Below are 16,064 nucleotides of genomic sequence, written 5' to 3' on the forward strand. Positions count from 1 at the left end.
GCGAGAAGTGTTCCCCACCCGGCTACTGGGGCAACGAGGACGACGGTCGAACGTTGCGGACCTACGTTCGAAACGACCAGTACACACTGGAAATGGGCGACCGCTCTCGACTCGAGATTCCCGTCGGGAAGGAACTCAAGGAGAAGTACGGCCTCGGACACACCGAGCGTCTTCGCCTCGAAGTTGCGGGCGATCCGAAGTGGGACGGCAAACAGGGCCGGTTGGAACTGTACTACGACGAATCTTCGGGCCAATTCAGGGCCTTTCAGCCAGTCACCGTCGTCAATTCTCGACTGGATTCACCACTGGCGGACGAAACCGCCGCGCTGGATATCGGTGCGAACAACATCGTCGCCTGTACGACCACGACCGGCAAGCAGTACCTGTACAAGGGCCGCGACCTGTTCGAACGATTCCGCGAGACGACTCGGGAGATTTCCCGGCTTCAGTCGAAGCTTCGGGACGGTCGGTACTCGTCGAACCGGATTCGCCGGCTGTACCGACGCCGGACACGACGGCGCGACCATGCGATGGACGCGCTTGCCCGCGACTTGATCGAACGACTGTACGACGAAGGTGTCTCGACGGTGTACGTCGGCGATCTCACCGACGTTCTCGAGACCCACTGGTCGGTGCGGACGAACGCGAAGACGCACAACTTCTGGGCGTTCCGCACGTTCATCGACCGGCTCGCGTGTACTGCCGAAGAGTACGGAATCACGGTCGAAGTCCGCACGGAAGCGTGGACAAGCCAGACGTGTCCAAACTGCGGTTCGACCACGGACACTACTCGGCACCAGGACACGCTGACCTGTCAGTGTGGCTTCGAGGGCCACGCGGATCTTTCGGCAAGCGAGACGTTCCTGAGACGGCACGAAACAGACGTACCACGGCCGATGGCACGGCCCGTGCGATTCGAGTGGGACGACCACGACTGGTCGGAGATACCACACTCTCACGAACGTCCCAAAGAAGCGCGCACGAACCGGAGTATCCACGGGTAGGAGAAAGTCGCTCGCGTGGTGGTTCGGCATGAGCCGAGACCCCCAACGTGAGGATTCCCGCGCCTGTAGGCGCGGTGAGGATGTCAATTCCAGCGACATCGGTAAAGATCCGAGCCGTATCGACGACGAACAGCCCGACGACGAGACGGTCGCCGACGCACTGGGCTTCGAGCTCACCGACAGCGATGAACAGCCCGATTCGACCGCGCACGCGGTGAACGGAGATGTAGCCAGTTCAGCCATGAGCATGGATTCGGAGAGTCTGGACGGTGGCCCCGAGAGCGATGGAATCGACGAGATCAACGAGATCGACGATCTGACTGATCTCATCGGCGTCGTTCGCTCCCAACAGGAGCTGATCGCCCGCCTCGGAACTCGGGTTGCCTCCCAACAGGAAACGATCGACGAGCTCACTGACGACATGGAGGAGGTTACTGATGACGTCGAAGCGGTCACCGACGAGGTTGACGACCTCGAGGAGCGCGTCGACGACGTCGAGGAGACGGCCGATCAGTCCGTCGCCACCAGCAAGGAGATCGCCGCCACCGTCAACGGCGCCCTGGAAGAACGCGACACAGACACCGACGAGACCGAGGGCGACTCAAAGAGTACCGACACCGCTGGGCCAGGCGAAGCATCGTCGCCAATGGACTTCTTCCTCAACTGCCAGCAGTACCACGTCAACCAGAGTCTCTCCGCGAATCGTGCTAGAGCCGTCGAGATCGTCCGCAGACGCGCAGAGTTCGCCAAACGCCGGAACGGCGACGGACGGCTCTTCTTCGATTCTGCGGCCCTCAAGGAAGCGCTGTTGGCGATCATGGGCGAACAGCCCCATCGCGAGACCCGACAGCGGGTCTGGAGATACATTCGCGAGATGGGCGGGCCCGATATCACCGAGAAACAGTCGATGGTCGATCCGACTAACCAGCAATCGAAGAAGGTCGTCCTCGAGATCGACGATGACGCCGATGACCGCTTCGACGAGGGACGATACGTCGGGCTAAACCTACTCGCCGATATGAACAGCCGCGACGTGGCTCAGGGCGGCGTCACACCTGTTGTGACCGGGGTGAACGCCTAAGGGAGGCTCAGAACGGATCCCAGAGGAGGAACTCCTCAGGATCCACCCGAACCCACGAATCGATCCATCCCAGACCACACGGGAATGCCCCATGCAGTAGCAACAGCTAGGGAGGAGCGGCCTTTTGTTCAGAGGGAGCGGAAGAGTGAGTAACACTCTGGAGCGACTGGGACTCGCACCCCCGTCACAACGCCTGTGACGATCGTGACGGTCTGGAGAGCCTCACCTCTTTGCCTTGTGCAACACTTCCGCGATCACCCATCGTCGCTGTTGCACAAGGCACGCTGTCACTCCTCATCGGCGGCCCACTCTAAACACCCGTCGCGGTCAGCTACGGCAACACCTAGAGATCTGCACGAGAGTCGTCGTACCGTTCACATCTGACTCAATCTGAGGCAACCACTCGATCACTCGCTATTATCATTCCGTTCGAACCCGTCATCAATCGGGAAGTCGCCTCGACGCTCCGAACGAATAACGCCGGCGAGAAACCGTGCGAGCTGATCGTGAAGCTCGGATCGTGTCCCATACTCAGTGAGTGCGACCTCGTACTCGAAGGGCACTGCATCAAGGGTTGCACTCGAGACGCTGTGCTCGCGGAAGACATGGAATCGCTGTGGTGGCTTCCTTGGCGTGCCTTCGGCATGACCGAGATCAAATCCTGAGAGCACAGCACCGATCTCGATATCAACGCCGTCACGAACGCCCGCTTTGGGAAGAACGAACACAACAGCGTTGCTCGCCCCAGCGTAGGCTTTCGACTGGCTGATAACGTTCATCCGCTCCTGGTCTGTTTCAGTCGGGACAGTCTCTGTCGGGATATCGGCATCGACGGCGAGAAACGCGTTCACACCAATATCGGTCCGCATCCACTCAACGATCTCCCGAAGATCATCGATAAGGTCGGTATCGGGATCACCAAACGCACCTAACTCGGCGTCAGTGTCGTCGATATCGACCTCCTCCTGCAGAACATAGTCGAGGCTGAACATCGTATACGGGCCCATCACATACACCAGAAACTCGCTATGCGCGGTCGGCTCCAGACGCTCAAGAAGCACTTCCCGCATCGTCCTCCCAGCGTACGTTCGCATTGGAAGAGAGTGATTCCGCTCAGATTATAAACGCACCTGTTCAGCGACATACCTCTACGTCCGATTCAAGGTTAACAGCCGTTAACCTGATATAGGGCGACGGTCTATTAGTACCCAAGATGTCAGACAGTCCCTCCACACGGCGCTCGAATACGACCGACAACACCGACGGAGAGATGATGTCCGTACTCGCAGCCGACCTACTCGACGACAGCAATATCCTCGGCCTCAGAGAGTACCTGGAGTTATTCGAGGAGATTGCCGAGCCCACCCGGTTCGCGATGTGCTATATGCTCCAGACGAACGGGACGATGAGCGCATCGGAACTGGGCGACGCTCTCGGCCGAACTGAGAACGGCCTGCACTATCATCTGGATCGGTTACAGGATGCTGGACTCGTCGAAAACCGAAAGCGGTCGAAGCCGAACGCAGACGGACTTTACTCATATTATGAGCTATCGGGTCTTGGCTCCGACCTCACTGATGCCGCGATCGACTTCATCCAACAAGAGAAACGGGCACTCGACGAATACTGACTTCGGCACGAAGAAAGAGGCGGACTGTCGCTCATCGAGAAACGCTGCCTCGTCGATGTCGTCGCGCTCGAACCATGTCTCATTGCTGGCTGTAAACGACAACGAGTCTGCTTCTATCCGTTCTGTGCACAAGGCAGCACTCGATATCAAACAACGATTCCAGCATTCTGTCCGCCACTTGCAAGAGTCCGCTGTAGAAGAGAAGGGAGGTTCAGTGACGGTCTCGGCTACTCCCCGTCATCGTACCGATCCCTCCGCGGGTCAGTCAGTGGGCTACGCGAGTGAACGCCCGTTGCGCGGAACGACTGACAGGTGTTCCCCGCGATCACTTGTCACCACCCGAACGACCGCGGTTACCTCGGCCTGGCTTATCGTGGTGTGATTTCGTCAGTGCAAAGGTCGCCATGTTTGGGTAGTCGGCGATCAGCCCATCGACACCCAGTTCAAGGGGCTCGCTGGCTTCCCGCCAGCTGTCGATCGTCCAGACGTTGACGTCTCGCCCTTCGCCATGGGCAGTCTCGACAAGGTCACGGTCAAGGGCACCAGTCGAGACGTTCACCGCTTCGGCGTCGAGTTCGCGTGCGATTTGAAGATTCTCGTCGACGTTGCCGCCGAAGATAGGCGCGACGGCGACACTCGAGTCGACCTCACGCACAGCGCGAATCGCGTCAGGATCGAACGAGGACGCGTAATAGTCGCCAGGGTAGCTGGATGCAATGTTGAGTGTTCGTTCGGCGAATTCCCTCCACGAAAGCGGACCCGACTCCTTGAATTCGAGGTTCATCATCACCGGCGGCCGGACCGCTTCGAGGGTCTCCTCGAGAGTCGGAATCGTCTCGCCAGACGAGAGCACTTCGGCCTCAAGAACCGTTTCAGCCGGCGTCTCGCCGACGAGTCCCGATTTGTCGGTAAGGTCGTCCAGCGCCGCGTCGTGGAAGACGACGATCTCCCCATCACTTGTTGCGACGAGATCGATCTCAATCCGATCCGCTTTGAGCCGGGTCGAACCGGCGACGGCAGCGACCGTGTTCTGTGGAAAAACGTCTCGGTACCCACGGTGGGCGGTGATTCGGACGCCTTCATTGCGGTCCCAACCCCAGCCGTCCGCTTCGTCTCTGTCTTCTTCATCTTCCCTATGGTCGTCTTTCCAGTCCGGCCATGCGGTGCCAGTACCACTGAGGCCGACAACACCGAGTGCTGCACCGCCTGCTTTGACGAGGTTTCTTCGCGATACGACATTCCTGATGCCCTGATTTTCTGAAGACATCATCACGCTCGAAGAAGACTGGTAAGATAAATTTTTATGATTTTTGTAATACTTTTATGAAAGTCTATTTAGAACCTGTGGGAGATATTGTGAACTATTCCATCCTCTGTAGATCCATGCGATAACAGGGGGAGGGTTCAGTCGAGAGACCTACGAGACGACTGAATCTTCTGTCGGCGGACTCAGGATATTATGGCATTTGTTCTTGTGGAGTTCGTGGCTGTCCTGGCTTTCTCATGGGTCACATGTGCGGTAACGGCACCTATCCGATGTATACCGAGCGACCATTGGTTTTCTTGATATCGTTGTGGATAGAGTAAAAGAATGGTAATTTAATAGCTTCTGAGAAAGCTGATCCGAAGAATTAAGACACCCCCACTATTGATCATTAGATATGCGTAATATAGATAGACGAACGTTCGTTAGTGGAGTAGGTGCCACTGCAATTAGTGGGATAGCTGGTTGTATCGGTAATGGGAACGGGAACGGCAATGGTGGCAACGGGAACGGAAACGGCAACGGTAACGGAAACGGCAATGGGAACGGGAACGGCAACGGTAACGGAAACGGCAATGGGAACGGGAACGGCAACGGTAACGGAAACGGCAATGAGAACGGGAACGATACCGACAGTGGAAATGGCGGTAACGGAAACGGCAACGGTAACGATACTGATAGTGGCAATGGCAACGGTGGGGCCGCTGATCACACGGATCCCTCAACATATCCTGAATTCGATCCGTCGAGCCCCGAGTTCCCACAATTGACCAGTACGCTGATGGAGGCTGGCTATGAGACAGGCTCGATGACCGACCTCGAGCGGATGCGCGAAGACCAGCGGGACGAACCGCGCTACGGTGACCCGGTCGCCGAAACGCCAGACAGCGAGGGTGAGCTTATCAATCCGGACACGCTCCAGTTTTCGCTAGTCCCGACCGAGGACCCGACAGTATACGAGAACACGCTTGAACCACTACTCACGAACATTGAGGAGGAAACCGGCAAATCGGTCGAGTATGCGACGTTGGACTCGTATGCAGCTCAGGTCGAAGCGATGCGCTCCGAACGACTTCACATGGCCGGCTTCTCGACAGGTACCGTCCCCTACGCGGTCAATATCGCCAACGCCGTCCCCTTCTCAGTACAAGTCGACGGGAGCGGCGATGAAGGGTCATTTGGTTATCGGCTATGGCTGATCACGCAGGTCGACAACGAGGAACTGGGTTCCCTCGAGGACTTCCAGGGTGATCCGATGCAGAACGTCGCCCACGCCGACCCGACGTCGAACTCCGGCAACCTCGCGCCGCGAGCGCTGTTCGCTAACGAGGGCGTCGTCCCGGAGGAGGACTACGAAGTGAGTTATTCGGGCGGCCACCAGCAGAGTTCGCTGGGCGTCGCCAATGGGGATTACGAGGCGGCCCCGGTCTGCTCGACCTGTTATGCCCGGGTCGCGCGGGACGATCAGCTCGATCCGGAGGGAATCAAGGTCCTCTGGGCCTCGGAACCGTTCCCAACAACGGCGTTCTCCTACGTCAGCACGCTTCACCCCGATATTCAAGAGGGCGTCCGAGCGGCCTTCCTAGATTACGACTACCAGGATACGGCTATTGCCGAGGAGTTCGAGGGCCGTGGCACCTGGGTGGAGATCGACTACGCGACCGTCTGGGACATCATCCTCCAGACTCATGAAAATCAAAGCATCGAGTACGAGACCGGAAACATGGGCGAATAACCTAGAGTCACACCCATTCAACGGAGGCGGCTTTCCCTAAGACAACGAAAACACACTGATAATTTACTAGCACATGCTTTCAGTAACTGACCTGCAGAAGACCTATCCGTCGGGTGACGAGGCGCTCAAGGGCGTTTCCATCGACGTCACCGGCAGCGAGACCGTGGCGATGATCGGCCCCAGCGGCGCCGGTAAGAGCACGTTCATCCGGTGTGTGAACCGTCTCACCGAACCCAGCGGCGGCAGCGTCGAACTTGACGGCGTTGAGGTGACCGCTCTCAGTAGCGATGACCTGAGAGAAGCGCGCCGCGACATGGGAATGATCTTTCAGGAGTACAACCTCGTCGAACGGCTCACCGTCATGGAGAACGTCCTTTCCGGCCGACTGGGCTACGTGAGCACGTGGCAGGCCTTTCGGCGGAACTTCCCGCCCGAGGACGTCGAACGGGCGTACGAGGTCTTGGATCGGGTCGGTTTAGCGGACCACGAGAACAACCGAGCGGACGAGCTTTCGGGTGGCCAGCGCCAGCGCGTCGGCATCGCACGGGCGATCCTCCAACGGCCGAAGATTCTACTGGTCGACGAGCCAACCAGCAGCCTGGATCCGGAAACCTCGAAGGCCGTGATGGACCTCCTGACGGAGATCGCCGCCGAGGACGACATCCCCGTGTTGATCAACATCCACGAGGTCGACCTCGCCCAAGAGTACGCCGAGCGGATCGTGGGGCTCCGGGACGGCGAACTCGTCTTCGAGGGGACGCCGGACGATCTCGACGAGACGGCGAAGGGGCAGATCTATCGTGGTGAGGAGATCCCCGACGTCACGACCGGCGCCCAACAGTCGGCGACGACCGATGGTGATGCCACCGAAGGCGCGACGGAAGAAGGCGAAATCAGGCGAGGCTAGCATGGCGACGGAACAAACCGAACGACGTGAATGGACCCGCCCGACGGCGTTTTACAACCACTACGTCAAGTGGACAGTCTATCTCGTCATCACCGTCTTCCTGTTGTGGAGCGCCTGGAACATGCGGATCTCTTTGGATCGCATGCTCCAGGGGTGGGATGCCGCCGTGGAACTGCTCGTTGGTATGTTCCCGCCGGAGTTCACGCCGTTCAAAACGGATCTCCTGATCGAGGGGATGGTCGAGTCCCTTGCGATGTCGGTGATCGCGACTATCGTCGGCGTGATCATTTCGATCCCAATCGCGTTCATGGCTGCGGAGAACATCGCACCGCGACCGATCTACTGGCTCGGCCGCGGGATCATCACGGTTTCGCGGGCGTTTCACGAGCTGATCGTTGCAATCATCTTAGTCAAGGCAGTCGGGATCGGTCCGCTGGCCGGCGTTCTCGCGCTGTCCTATAAGACAATCGGGTTCTTCGCGAAGCTACTCGCCGAGGAGATTGAGGACATCGACACCGGCCAGATGGAAGCGACAGAGGCCACCGGTGCGAACAGCATCCAGACGTTGCTGTTCGGCGTCGTGCCACAGGTCATGCCCAGGATCGTCGGCCTGACGATCTACCGGTGGGACATCAACATCCGCCACAGTACGATCGTCGGCATCGTCGGTGCCGGCGGGATCGGTGCGACGCTGTTGAACGCCTTCGACCAGTACGACTACGACTTCTTCATGACGATCATCCTCGCCATCATCGCGGTGGTTATGATCGGTGAACTGGTTAGCACCTACGTTCGGGGGCGGATCCAATGACGGACTACCGGACCTGGGAGCGGCGGACGCCGCGCCAGCGCCTCGTGCGGTTCACGCTCGGCCTGCTGACGATCGTTGTGGCGGTGGTCGCCTGGACCCTGCTGGACGTCAACTACAGCTATCTGACGTCCTCACCCGAGGAGTTCATGGATCTCTTCAACCGGATGTATCCGCCGAACATGACCTACTCCGGCGAGATCCTCTCCCCGCTGATCGAGACCGTCCATATCGCGGTCCTTGGAACGGCGTTAGCGATCGTGTTGTCGGTTCCGGTCGCGTTGCTTGGTGCCGCCAACACCACGCCGAATAGGGCCAGCTTCCTCCTGGGGAAGTTCATCATCTCCGCGTCCCGTTCGGTAAACGTCATCATCTGGGCGCTGGTGTTCGTGATCATCTTCGGATCCGGAGCCCTGGCTGGCGTGCTCGCCATCGGCCTTCGCTCGATCGGTTTTTGTTCGAAGCTGATCGCGGAGGCCATCGAAGAGATCGATCCCGGTCAGGTCGAGGCCGTAAAGGCGACCGGCGCCAATTCACTCGAGTCGGCGATTTACGCCATCATGCCCCAGATCAAGCCCGCCATCGTCGGTGTCTCGACCTATCGGTGGGACATCAATGTCCGTTCCTCGACGATCATTGGCTTCGTCGGCGCCGGCGGCATCGGCGTCGAACTCAATACAGCGATCAACACCTTCCAGTGGCAGAATGTGCTGACCATCCTGATCGCCATCCTTGCGCTCGTCGTCTTTAGCGAGGTTGTCTCCGCGTACCTGCGACGGAAGGTCCGCTGAGCCCCGTTTTCCGTTCGGTGCCCGCCGTTTGTTTCCCCCACACAAATACTAACTGTCTAGACTTCTACATCATGTCAGTAATCAATACAATGACGGAGCTGGATCCGATACTGTCGGAAACGGCTGCTGACTAAATCATGAATCGGCCACGCGTAGGGATCAAGACGGGTTACAATGGAAGGACAGACCACACGTCCAAAATCGAGGTGAGGAGGATGAACGTACAACTGGTGTCAAGTCGACCGAGTAGGACCCTCGACTGGCATTGGTGCCGAACGCGATCCGTGACGAAAGAAATTCGACGAGACGATCCCTGGTCACAATGAGCGACGGTACCTACGATGCAGCAATTCTCGACCTCGACGGAACGGTCTATCTCGGCGACAGACTCGTTCCGGGCGCTGCCGGAGCAATTGAGGAATTACGGGGCCGGGACCTCCCCGTCCTCTTCTTGACAAACAAAGCGATCGAACGTCGCGCCGACTACAGCGAGAAGCTCGAGCACCTCGGCGTCCCAGCGACCCGTGAGGACGTCATAAACTCCGGGTGGGTGACCGCACGATATGTCGTAGAAAACTACCCAGATCAGGAGGCGTTCGTCATCGGTGAGGAGCCCCTAATCGAGGAGCTAGAACGAGCGGGGATCGATATCGCTCGAACCGGCTCTGGCGACCTTCTGGTTGTCTCTATGGATCGAGAATTTACCTACGAGAAACTCGATATAGGGATGAAGACTCTTGAAAGTGGTGCGCCGTTTCTGGCAACGAATCCGGACCGGACCTGTCCGACCCAGTCAGGGGCGATACCGGATGCCGCTGGCATGATAGGTGCGATCGAAGGCGTTACTGGACGTTCCGTAGATGCGATGCTCGGCAAGCCATCAGCAACGATGCTCGAGACCGTGATGGGGAGGCTTGACACCACTCCCAAGAAGTGTCTGTTAATCGGTGATCGTCTCGAGACCGACATCGCTATGGGTGAACATGCGGGAATGACGACCGTCTGTGTTCTTTCGGGAGTCACCGACCATGCTACCCTCGCAGAAAGCGACATAACCCCGGACTACGTCCTCGAGTCAATCGCCGATATTTGGCGGGTCTTCGAGGACTGAGAGATCAGGTGATTCGTTCGTGGCATCCTCCTCGTTGGTGATTCGAAGCATATGTCTGCCCTGTGAGACTGAGACCAATTCACTGCGCGAGGGCGTTCAACCAATCTACGAAGACGACTCTCAGGGGAAGGTGTAGGAATTGCCAATCGATCCAGACGACATCGAAGAGACCGCCGATCAACCCGTCGCGACCAGTAAGGAGATCGCCGCTACCGTCAACGGCGCCATAGAAGAGAGCAGTACGGACACCGACGAGAGCGGATCCAAGTCCGACTCCAAGAGCGCCGATACCGCTGGGCCAGGGGAGGCCTCCTCGCCGATGGATTTCTTCCTGAACTGCCAGCAGTACCACGTCAACCAGAGCCTCTCGGCCAATCGCGCGAGAGCCGTCGAGATCGTCCGCAGACGCGCGGAATTCGCCAAGCGACGGAACGGTGACGGACGGCTCTTCTTTGATTCGGAGGCCCTCAAGGAAGCGCTGCTGGCAATCATGGGCGAACAACCCCATCGGGAAACCCAACAGCGGGTCTGGCGGTACATTCGCGAAATGGGTGGCCCTGATATCACCGAGAAACAGCCGATGGCCGATCCGACTAACCCCCCAATCGAAGAAGGTCGTCCTCAAAATTGATGACGACGCCGATGATCGCTTCGACGAAGGACGCTACGTCGGACTGAACCTACTCGCCGATATGAACAGCCGCGACGTCGCCCAGGGCGGCGTCACACCTGTTGTGACCGGGGTGAACGCCTAAGGGGGGCTCAGAACGGATCCCAGAGGAGGAACTCCTCAGGATCCACCCGAACCCACGAACCGACCCATCCCAGACTGCCTGGGAATGCTCCGTGCAGTAGCAACAGCTAGGGAGGAGCGGCCTTTTGTTCAGAAGTCGTGGAAGAGTGAGTAACACTCTGAAGCGGCTGGGACTCTTACCCCCGTCACAACGCCTGTGACGATCGTGACGCTCTGGATCGTCTCACCTCTTTGCCTTGTGCAACATTCCGGCCGTAGTTGGGTCCAGATGTTGCACAAGGTAATTACCAGTCTGTGCGAGTACGGCAGCTCGACCCGAAGATCCTCCCAGAACCATGTCCTCTATTATTCGTTCCAGAACGCACGTTGTCGATCTTCGATCTCATCGAGGACCCGTGAGAGAACGTCACGCCAATCCGCCGGGTGGGACGTGTCCGTGCCAGGAGTCGGCGCCTCTGGCCCTGGGTGGAGGTGATCACGGGCGTTGTGGCTAGATGGGTGCCGATCCCACCGATGATCGAACACCCCGTCATCGTGCTCCTCGTGGTAGTGCAGCGAGAAATCACCATTTTCGAACCACACGATCTCAAGACGAGCGACCTGAACAGTCGTCGGGTAGAACCGTCGGTCGTACACACAAACAAGGCGCTCGGGAGCAAATGTTGGTTGGCTATCGATCCGAGCGAAGCGCTCGTCAGCGGACCACCGTTCCTCGATTACGTCAAGTCGATCGAAATCAACCGGTGCACCGCTACCCGAATTGGACCCGTCGTCCGACTCGTCGGTCATACGGCCGGCTGCTGGTCGGCAGCGTCCCCCGACTCGGCCGTCAGAGCCCGTTCGAGGAGTTGGATCTTGCGTCGAGCAGTCTTCCACTCGGAGACCGTCTTCCACACGTCTTCAATAGACTGGCCGGTGTCAGCCGCATACGCCGAAAGAGAGACTTCATCGGGAGACTCGACGTCGAATTCGTCAGCGAGAGTCTCCACACGTTCGGTCTCGGTCTCCAAGAACTCAACGAGTTCATCCGTCGTATGGTTCTCTCGAAGGGTCTGGACGCGTCGCCAGTTCAAGTATGACTGATTGCGTTCATACGTTGCTGGCGAGTCAGTGACCTGCGTAACGATGCCCATTCGCTCGAACCACTCGAGGTACTCCCGGGCAGCATCCACACCGTGGCCAGCCCGATCGGCAATCTCACTAGCGGTTGCCGGGCTCTCTAGCCCAAGCACGGCATCGAAAAAGTCGTCTCTCGTTCGCGGTCCGCTGACGAGATCCGATGACGGGGTCAACGCATCGAAGTCCGGTGAATCAGCCGGGTCGACACCTGCCTGACGGTCGGAACGTGGGGTTTCCATACCAAATCCACGAGGTGAGACGGAATAAATCTTGTTCCGACGGAATAACCCCACACGGAGTGGAGAATCGGTTGGGGGGACCTCACCAGATCACGACTCGACGACCCGGACATCGAACTTCTCCACCCACCGGTATCGTCGGCCACCCCAGACGAACGTCCGGCGAACGAGTGCATAGAAAACCAGGGGTACGAATACGAACAGTGCCGGGTAGGCCAGCACGGCCGTCCATCGGCGGACGCCCAGAATTTCGTTGACGGCGACGTGAGCTGCCGTCAGAAAGACCGCCATGTAGAGCGGGACCAGAATCGCCACTGCAAGGACGAACAGCGAGACGAGACAAGTCCCGGCGACGGTGCCGGGGAAATGCCACCGGAGAATCTTCGTCCACCGGACCGGGCGCTCGACGGCCTCGTGAAGGGACCCTCCGATCGGGACGATTCGCGTCCGGCCGACCGTCGTCACCTCAAGGTACTCCATGAGGAGGCCATCGTCGCTGACGGTCCGCCGAAGCTCATCGAGAAACGCTGCCTCGTCGATGTCGTCGCGCTCGAACATGACCGCGCCGCCCCAGATCTGATTGCCGAGATAAAGCCCCAGCGAGCCAGCAGACGCATACAGCGGTTCGAGCACCACCGACAGGGGATCCCGACCGACGAAATACGGCACCTCCGACACCGGCCCGTACTCCGCATAATCCGAGTTCATCGTTGCCAGCCAGTCCGGGGGATGATGGAAGTCGTCGTCCGTCCAGACAAGTCGGTCATGATTTGCGGCATTCATCCCGGCAGCGATGGCGTTAGCCTTCCCCGAACAGCGTTCGGGTTCGCCGGCGGCGATGAGTCTGACGCCCTCCGGATAGACCTCCTGCTCGGTGACCGGATCGGCCTCATTGTCATGGATGACCAACAGTTCGTCTCCCTCTCCAAGTTGGGCGGCCAGTTCGGTGCATGCATCGGTCCACCTGGTCGTCGGCAGGAGGACGCTCATCGGTGGCCGTGCAGCCATGGGAACAACGTCTGGTGGCGCAACGAAAAACGAACCGATCACTCCCAGTTGGGTACGGTCAGGGCGAATCCCACCCTGTACCGGCCCACACCGTGATATCCAGAGACATACGGTTCGTTCGTACCAACCTACATGTACCTCGGGTTCAGTGACCAGTTTATGGACGCAGTCTCGACCCACAGTCGACGACGGTTTCTCGGATGTGCTGGCGGGGCACTCCTCGGCGCGGGGGTTGCGAGCACGTCAGCGAGTGCCGAAACAACCACCGAGATTACCATCATCCACGATTCGTATTTCAACGGGCTGTACAACAGCGCCGAAGACCCGGACAACATTGCAACCTACTTCGGGTTGGTCAATGCGCTCCGTGAGAGAGCGCTGAATCCGCTCGTTCTTGGGAAGGGCAATGACCTCTCACCCTCAGTGATGACGACGCTATTCGATGGGGCACACGTGATCGACGAACGGATCCCAGAGGAGAAAGTCCTCAAGATCCACCCGAACCCACGAATCGATCCACCCCAGACCGCCTGGGAATGCTTCATGCAGTAGCAACAGCTAGGGAGGAGCGGCCTTTTGTTCAGAAATCGTGGAAGAGTAAGTAACACTCTGGAGCGACTGTCGCTTGCACTCTCGTCACAACGCCTGTGACGATCGTGACGCTCTGGATCGTCTCACCTCTTGGCCTTGTGCCAATTCTTGGCGTTTTCAGCCACTAATGAGACACGTACCACGGGCCGGTTATCCACACTGAAGGGTTAATCTGTTCGAGAGCGTGGCGGTCTCATTTTCAAGAAAGAGTTCGCCTCGTTTCAGGTAGCCTCCCACCTTTGTCAGCAAAGTCTCGGATTGACGCTCAGCCGTACGTATCGTGAATCGTCGCTTCGTCAGCGGCCAGCTTCTCGATGCCCGTCTTGAGACCGTGTGTAAGCACAGTCTGACCCAGATCAGTGAGGGTATAGTACGAATAGGGGTCTTCAGTCCCGGTATTCGGATCACGTCGGTTCGCGATGAGAGCCGACCGCTTGAGTTTGCGCAGATAATAGTGGAGTTCGTTCCCTTCGCGATCGAGGGCAGAAGCAAGCTCACTTGCGCTGAGTCGTTGTTCCTCACTCAGCGTACAGAGGATCCGGAACGCGGGTTCGGACGAAGCCACATCATACATCTCCAGATAGTCCTCGACCGTAAACAGACTGTCCTCCGGGAGGTCGATCTCGAGCGTCGGTGTATCGTCGTCGCCGTCATGGCTGCTGTCTTTCCGAAGAACGCCGCCATCCGATCGTGTGGAGGAGTGGTCGGTCATCTTCGATTCCTGTATCCTCATGTTCGGCCCCGACCAAGTTAAATATGTTTACTCCGGTGGAAGTGGACCGGAATCGCGTGGGTTTATCCTGGTAGCCGACAGTCGCTCTGAACGAATGCGAGACCGTCTCCGTGAGGCGCTTATCGACAGCGATTATATCGAGACGGAGGCCAGCAAACCCGATTTTCTCGTCTACTTGATGGGCCCGTACAAATCCTATCCCCCCTACGAGTCGTCGGCATCGGCTGAGGTAGCGTGACTCGTCTCAATGTGTCGAACACGACCAGAGACATCGCTTCGTCGAGAGGCTGAGCCATTCCGCTCGTGTAGTAAGACGATGGACCCGATACAGTATTAGTATGGCAGGTGTATACACACCATGGAATCCGCACTCGACGACATCGAGTTTCTCGCTCGGTCGCCGTCACGCGTCACGGCGCTCGAAATGCTCGCTGAACATCCCCGGAGCCGAGACGAATTGCAAATGCTAACCGGCGCCTCACCCTCGACAGTGGGACGGATGCTGCGGGCGTTCGAAGAGCGCCACTGGATCCGAAGGGATGGCCACCAATATACTGCGACCTCATTGGGCGCGTTCGTAGCGACCCAGTTCGAAGATCTCACCGAGCAGATCGAAGCCGAACGAACGCTTCGCGAGGTCTGGCAGTGGCTTCCGTCCGAGGACGATGGCTTCACGATCGAAATGGGTGCTGATGCGACCATCACGATCGCTGATATCAACGATCCATATCAGCCCGTCAATCGATTCGTTTCGTTGCTTCGCGAAACGGATCAGTTTCGATTCGTCGGATTCGACGTGGCGTTGCTTGAGCCGTGTCGAGACGATCTCGCCGAGCGGATTCTCGGAGGAATGGAGGCTGAGATTATTGATCCACCGAGCATCGCGAACTATATCCTCACGACCTACCCGAAGCACTGCGCTGATCCACTTGCAAGTGGCAATCTCACTGTTTGGCTCCACGATGATTTGCCTCCGTATGGGATCAGTTTATTCGATGACCGGATCGGGATCAGCGGGTACAACCAGGAGAGCGGGACCGTTCACGTCTTCCTCGACACCGACCACCCGATGGCCCGTGAGTGGGCCCAATCGATATATGAGGAGTATCTCCGCGATGCTCGACCACTCGCATTGGATTCTGAGACGAAATATGCGTGATGAGCACGAACGCGACCCGTTTCGAGCGAGGTCGTCTATATCGTCATACAGTTCTCTCTACCTGATCTATTTTTGCAGTCAATGAAAGGAGGTCACTCTCTGCATTCCGGCCACACTCTGCATGCAGGTC

General features: G+C 58.2%; 17 protein-coding genes and 1 pseudogene. 11 read left to right on the forward strand and 7 right to left on the reverse strand.

The window, feature by feature from the left end; genetic code table 11:
- Positions 1–1,004 (forward strand): RNA-guided endonuclease TnpB family protein (locus tag LCF40_RS15570; protein ID WP_224829154.1); only part of this gene is annotated, 1,004 nt, incomplete at its 5' end.
- A gap of 241 nt (positions 1,005–1,245) precedes the next feature.
- Entirely contained in the window at positions 1,246–2,085 is an 840-nt protein-coding gene (locus LCF40_RS15575) for a hypothetical protein (RefSeq protein ID WP_224829155.1), read from the forward strand.
- A gap of 407 nt (positions 2,086–2,492) precedes the next feature.
- On the opposite strand, the gene LCF40_RS15580 is transcribed toward LCF40_RS15575, so the two are convergent.
- Positions 2,493–3,179 carry a DUF7509 family protein gene (locus LCF40_RS15580; protein ID WP_224829156.1) on the reverse strand — a complete coding sequence of 229 codons (687 nt, stop codon included), beginning with the start codon at positions 3,177–3,179 and terminating at the stop codon, positions 2,493–2,495.
- A gap of 179 nt (positions 3,180–3,358) precedes the next feature.
- Between LCF40_RS15580 and LCF40_RS15585 the strand changes: the two genes are divergently transcribed.
- Positions 3,359–3,715 carry a winged helix-turn-helix domain-containing protein gene (locus LCF40_RS15585; protein WP_224829157.1) on the forward strand — a complete coding sequence of 119 codons (357 nt, stop codon included), beginning with the start codon at positions 3,359–3,361 and terminating at the stop codon, positions 3,713–3,715.
- Between the two features lie 325 nt (positions 3,716–4,040).
- Here the strand turns inward: LCF40_RS15585 and LCF40_RS15590 are convergent, their stop codons facing one another.
- Positions 4,041–4,982: a glycerophosphodiester phosphodiesterase gene (locus LCF40_RS15590; protein ID WP_224829158.1), complete on the reverse strand. Its 942-nt coding sequence runs from the start codon at positions 4,980–4,982 to the stop codon at positions 4,041–4,043.
- A gap of 388 nt (positions 4,983–5,370) precedes the next feature.
- On the reverse strand, positions 5,371–5,691 hold the full coding sequence (locus LCF40_RS15595) for a hypothetical protein (protein ID WP_224829159.1): 321 nt from the start codon (positions 5,689–5,691) through the stop codon (positions 5,371–5,373).
- Between LCF40_RS15595 and phnD the strand changes: the two are divergent.
- The 6 genes and pseudogenes from phnD to LCF40_RS15625 form a co-directional block, all read left to right on the forward strand.
- A pseudogene (phnD, locus tag LCF40_RS15600) lies at positions 5,581–6,714 on the forward strand (phosphate/phosphite/phosphonate ABC transporter substrate-binding protein); the annotation flags it as partial. The gene LCF40_RS15595 and the pseudogene phnD overlap by 111 nt on opposite strands.
- A gap of 73 nt (positions 6,715–6,787) precedes the next feature.
- Positions 6,788–7,621, forward strand: coding sequence for a phosphonate ABC transporter ATP-binding protein (phnC, locus tag LCF40_RS15605; RefSeq protein ID WP_224829161.1), 834 nt, complete (start codon positions 6,788–6,790; stop codon positions 7,619–7,621).
- Position 7,622: 1 nt separating this feature from the next.
- Positions 7,623–8,432 carry a phosphonate ABC transporter, permease protein PhnE gene (gene phnE / locus LCF40_RS15610; RefSeq protein WP_224829162.1) on the forward strand — a complete coding sequence of 270 codons (810 nt, stop codon included), beginning with the start codon at positions 7,623–7,625 and terminating at the stop codon, positions 8,430–8,432.
- A complete protein-coding gene (phnE, locus tag LCF40_RS15615) occupies positions 8,429–9,220 on the forward strand; it encodes a phosphonate ABC transporter, permease protein PhnE (RefSeq protein WP_224829163.1) in 792 nt (263 codons plus the stop codon). Before phnE (LCF40_RS15610) ends, phnE (LCF40_RS15615) begins: the two co-directional genes overlap by 4 nt.
- A 322-nt stretch (positions 9,221–9,542) precedes the next feature.
- Positions 9,543–10,331 (forward strand): HAD-IIA family hydrolase, encoded by a 789-nt coding sequence (locus LCF40_RS15620; protein WP_224829164.1) that lies wholly within the window; start codon positions 9,543–9,545, stop codon positions 10,329–10,331.
- Positions 10,332–10,470: 139 nt separating this feature from the next.
- A complete protein-coding gene (locus LCF40_RS15625) occupies positions 10,471–10,962 on the forward strand; it encodes a hypothetical protein (RefSeq protein ID WP_224829165.1) in 492 nt (163 codons plus the stop codon).
- Positions 10,963–11,430: 468 nt separating this feature from the next.
- Here LCF40_RS15625 and LCF40_RS15630 read toward each other — a convergent pair whose 3' ends face one another.
- From LCF40_RS15630 to LCF40_RS15640, 3 genes are all read right to left on the reverse strand, one after another.
- Positions 11,431–11,874, reverse strand: a complete 444-nt coding sequence (locus LCF40_RS15630) for a toxin-antitoxin system TumE family protein (RefSeq protein WP_224829166.1) — start codon at positions 11,872–11,874, stop codon at positions 11,431–11,433.
- Positions 11,871–12,443, reverse strand: a complete 573-nt coding sequence (locus LCF40_RS15635; RefSeq protein ID WP_224829167.1) for a DUF7342 family protein — start codon at positions 12,441–12,443, stop codon at positions 11,871–11,873. The genes LCF40_RS15630 and LCF40_RS15635 overlap by 4 nt, the downstream gene beginning before the upstream one ends.
- Positions 12,444–12,533: 90 nt before the next feature.
- Positions 12,534–13,451, reverse strand: a complete 918-nt coding sequence (locus tag LCF40_RS15640) for a glycosyltransferase family 2 protein (RefSeq protein ID WP_224829168.1) — start codon at positions 13,449–13,451, stop codon at positions 12,534–12,536.
- Between the two features lie 159 nt (positions 13,452–13,610).
- Between LCF40_RS15640 and LCF40_RS15645 the strand changes: the two genes are divergently transcribed.
- Positions 13,611–14,003, forward strand: coding sequence for a metallophosphoesterase family protein (locus LCF40_RS15645; protein ID WP_224829169.1), 393 nt, complete (start codon positions 13,611–13,613; stop codon positions 14,001–14,003).
- A 304-nt stretch (positions 14,004–14,307) separates the two neighbouring features.
- Here the strand turns inward: LCF40_RS15645 and LCF40_RS15650 are convergent, their stop codons facing one another.
- Entirely contained in the window at positions 14,308–14,775 is a 468-nt protein-coding gene (locus LCF40_RS15650) for a helix-turn-helix domain-containing protein (RefSeq protein ID WP_224829170.1), read from the reverse strand.
- Positions 14,776–15,133: 358 nt separating this feature from the next.
- Between LCF40_RS15650 and LCF40_RS15655 the strand changes: the two genes are divergently transcribed.
- Positions 15,134–15,934, forward strand: coding sequence for a helix-turn-helix transcriptional regulator (locus LCF40_RS15655; protein WP_224829171.1), 801 nt, complete (start codon positions 15,134–15,136; stop codon positions 15,932–15,934).
- The last annotated feature ends 130 nt before the right edge of the window (positions 15,935–16,064 follow it).

The sequence above is a fragment of the Saliphagus infecundisoli genome, from assembly GCF_020177375.1.
Taxonomy (GTDB): Archaea; Halobacteriota; Halobacteria; order Halobacteriales; family Natrialbaceae; genus Saliphagus; species Saliphagus infecundisoli.

Excerpts from the sequence above, each read along its gene's own strand:
- LCF40_RS15575 (WP_224829155.1), top strand. The coding sequence starts at position 1,246 with ATGAGCATGGATTCGGAGAGTCTGGACGGTGGCCCCGAGAGCGATGGA.
- LCF40_RS15580 (WP_224829156.1), bottom strand. The coding sequence starts at position 3,179 with ATGCGAACGTACGCTGGGAGGACGATGCGGGAAGTGCTTCTTGAGCGT.
- LCF40_RS15585 (WP_224829157.1), top strand. The coding sequence starts at position 3,359 with ATGTCCGTACTCGCAGCCGACCTACTCGACGACAGCAATATCCTCGGC.
- LCF40_RS15590 (WP_224829158.1), bottom strand. The coding sequence starts at position 4,982 with ATGTCTTCAGAAAATCAGGGCATCAGGAATGTCGTATCGCGAAGAAAC.
- phnC (WP_224829161.1), top strand. The coding sequence starts at position 6,788 with ATGCTTTCAGTAACTGACCTGCAGAAGACCTATCCGTCGGGTGACGAG.
- phnE (WP_224829162.1), top strand. The coding sequence starts at position 7,623 with ATGGCGACGGAACAAACCGAACGACGTGAATGGACCCGCCCGACGGCG.
- phnE (WP_224829163.1), top strand. The coding sequence starts at position 8,429 with ATGACGGACTACCGGACCTGGGAGCGGCGGACGCCGCGCCAGCGCCTC.
- LCF40_RS15620 (WP_224829164.1), top strand. The coding sequence starts at position 9,543 with ATGAGCGACGGTACCTACGATGCAGCAATTCTCGACCTCGACGGAACG.
- LCF40_RS15630 (WP_224829166.1), bottom strand. The coding sequence starts at position 11,874 with ATGACCGACGAGTCGGACGACGGGTCCAATTCGGGTAGCGGTGCACCG.
- LCF40_RS15635 (WP_224829167.1), bottom strand. The coding sequence starts at position 12,443 with ATGGAAACCCCACGTTCCGACCGTCAGGCAGGTGTCGACCCGGCTGAT.
- LCF40_RS15640 (WP_224829168.1), bottom strand. The coding sequence starts at position 13,451 with ATGGCTGCACGGCCACCGATGAGCGTCCTCCTGCCGACGACCAGGTGG.
- LCF40_RS15645 (WP_224829169.1), top strand. The coding sequence starts at position 13,611 with ATGGACGCAGTCTCGACCCACAGTCGACGACGGTTTCTCGGATGTGCT.
- LCF40_RS15650 (WP_224829170.1), bottom strand. The coding sequence starts at position 14,775 with ATGAGGATACAGGAATCGAAGATGACCGACCACTCCTCCACACGATCG.
- LCF40_RS15655 (WP_224829171.1), top strand. The coding sequence starts at position 15,134 with ATGGAATCCGCACTCGACGACATCGAGTTTCTCGCTCGGTCGCCGTCA.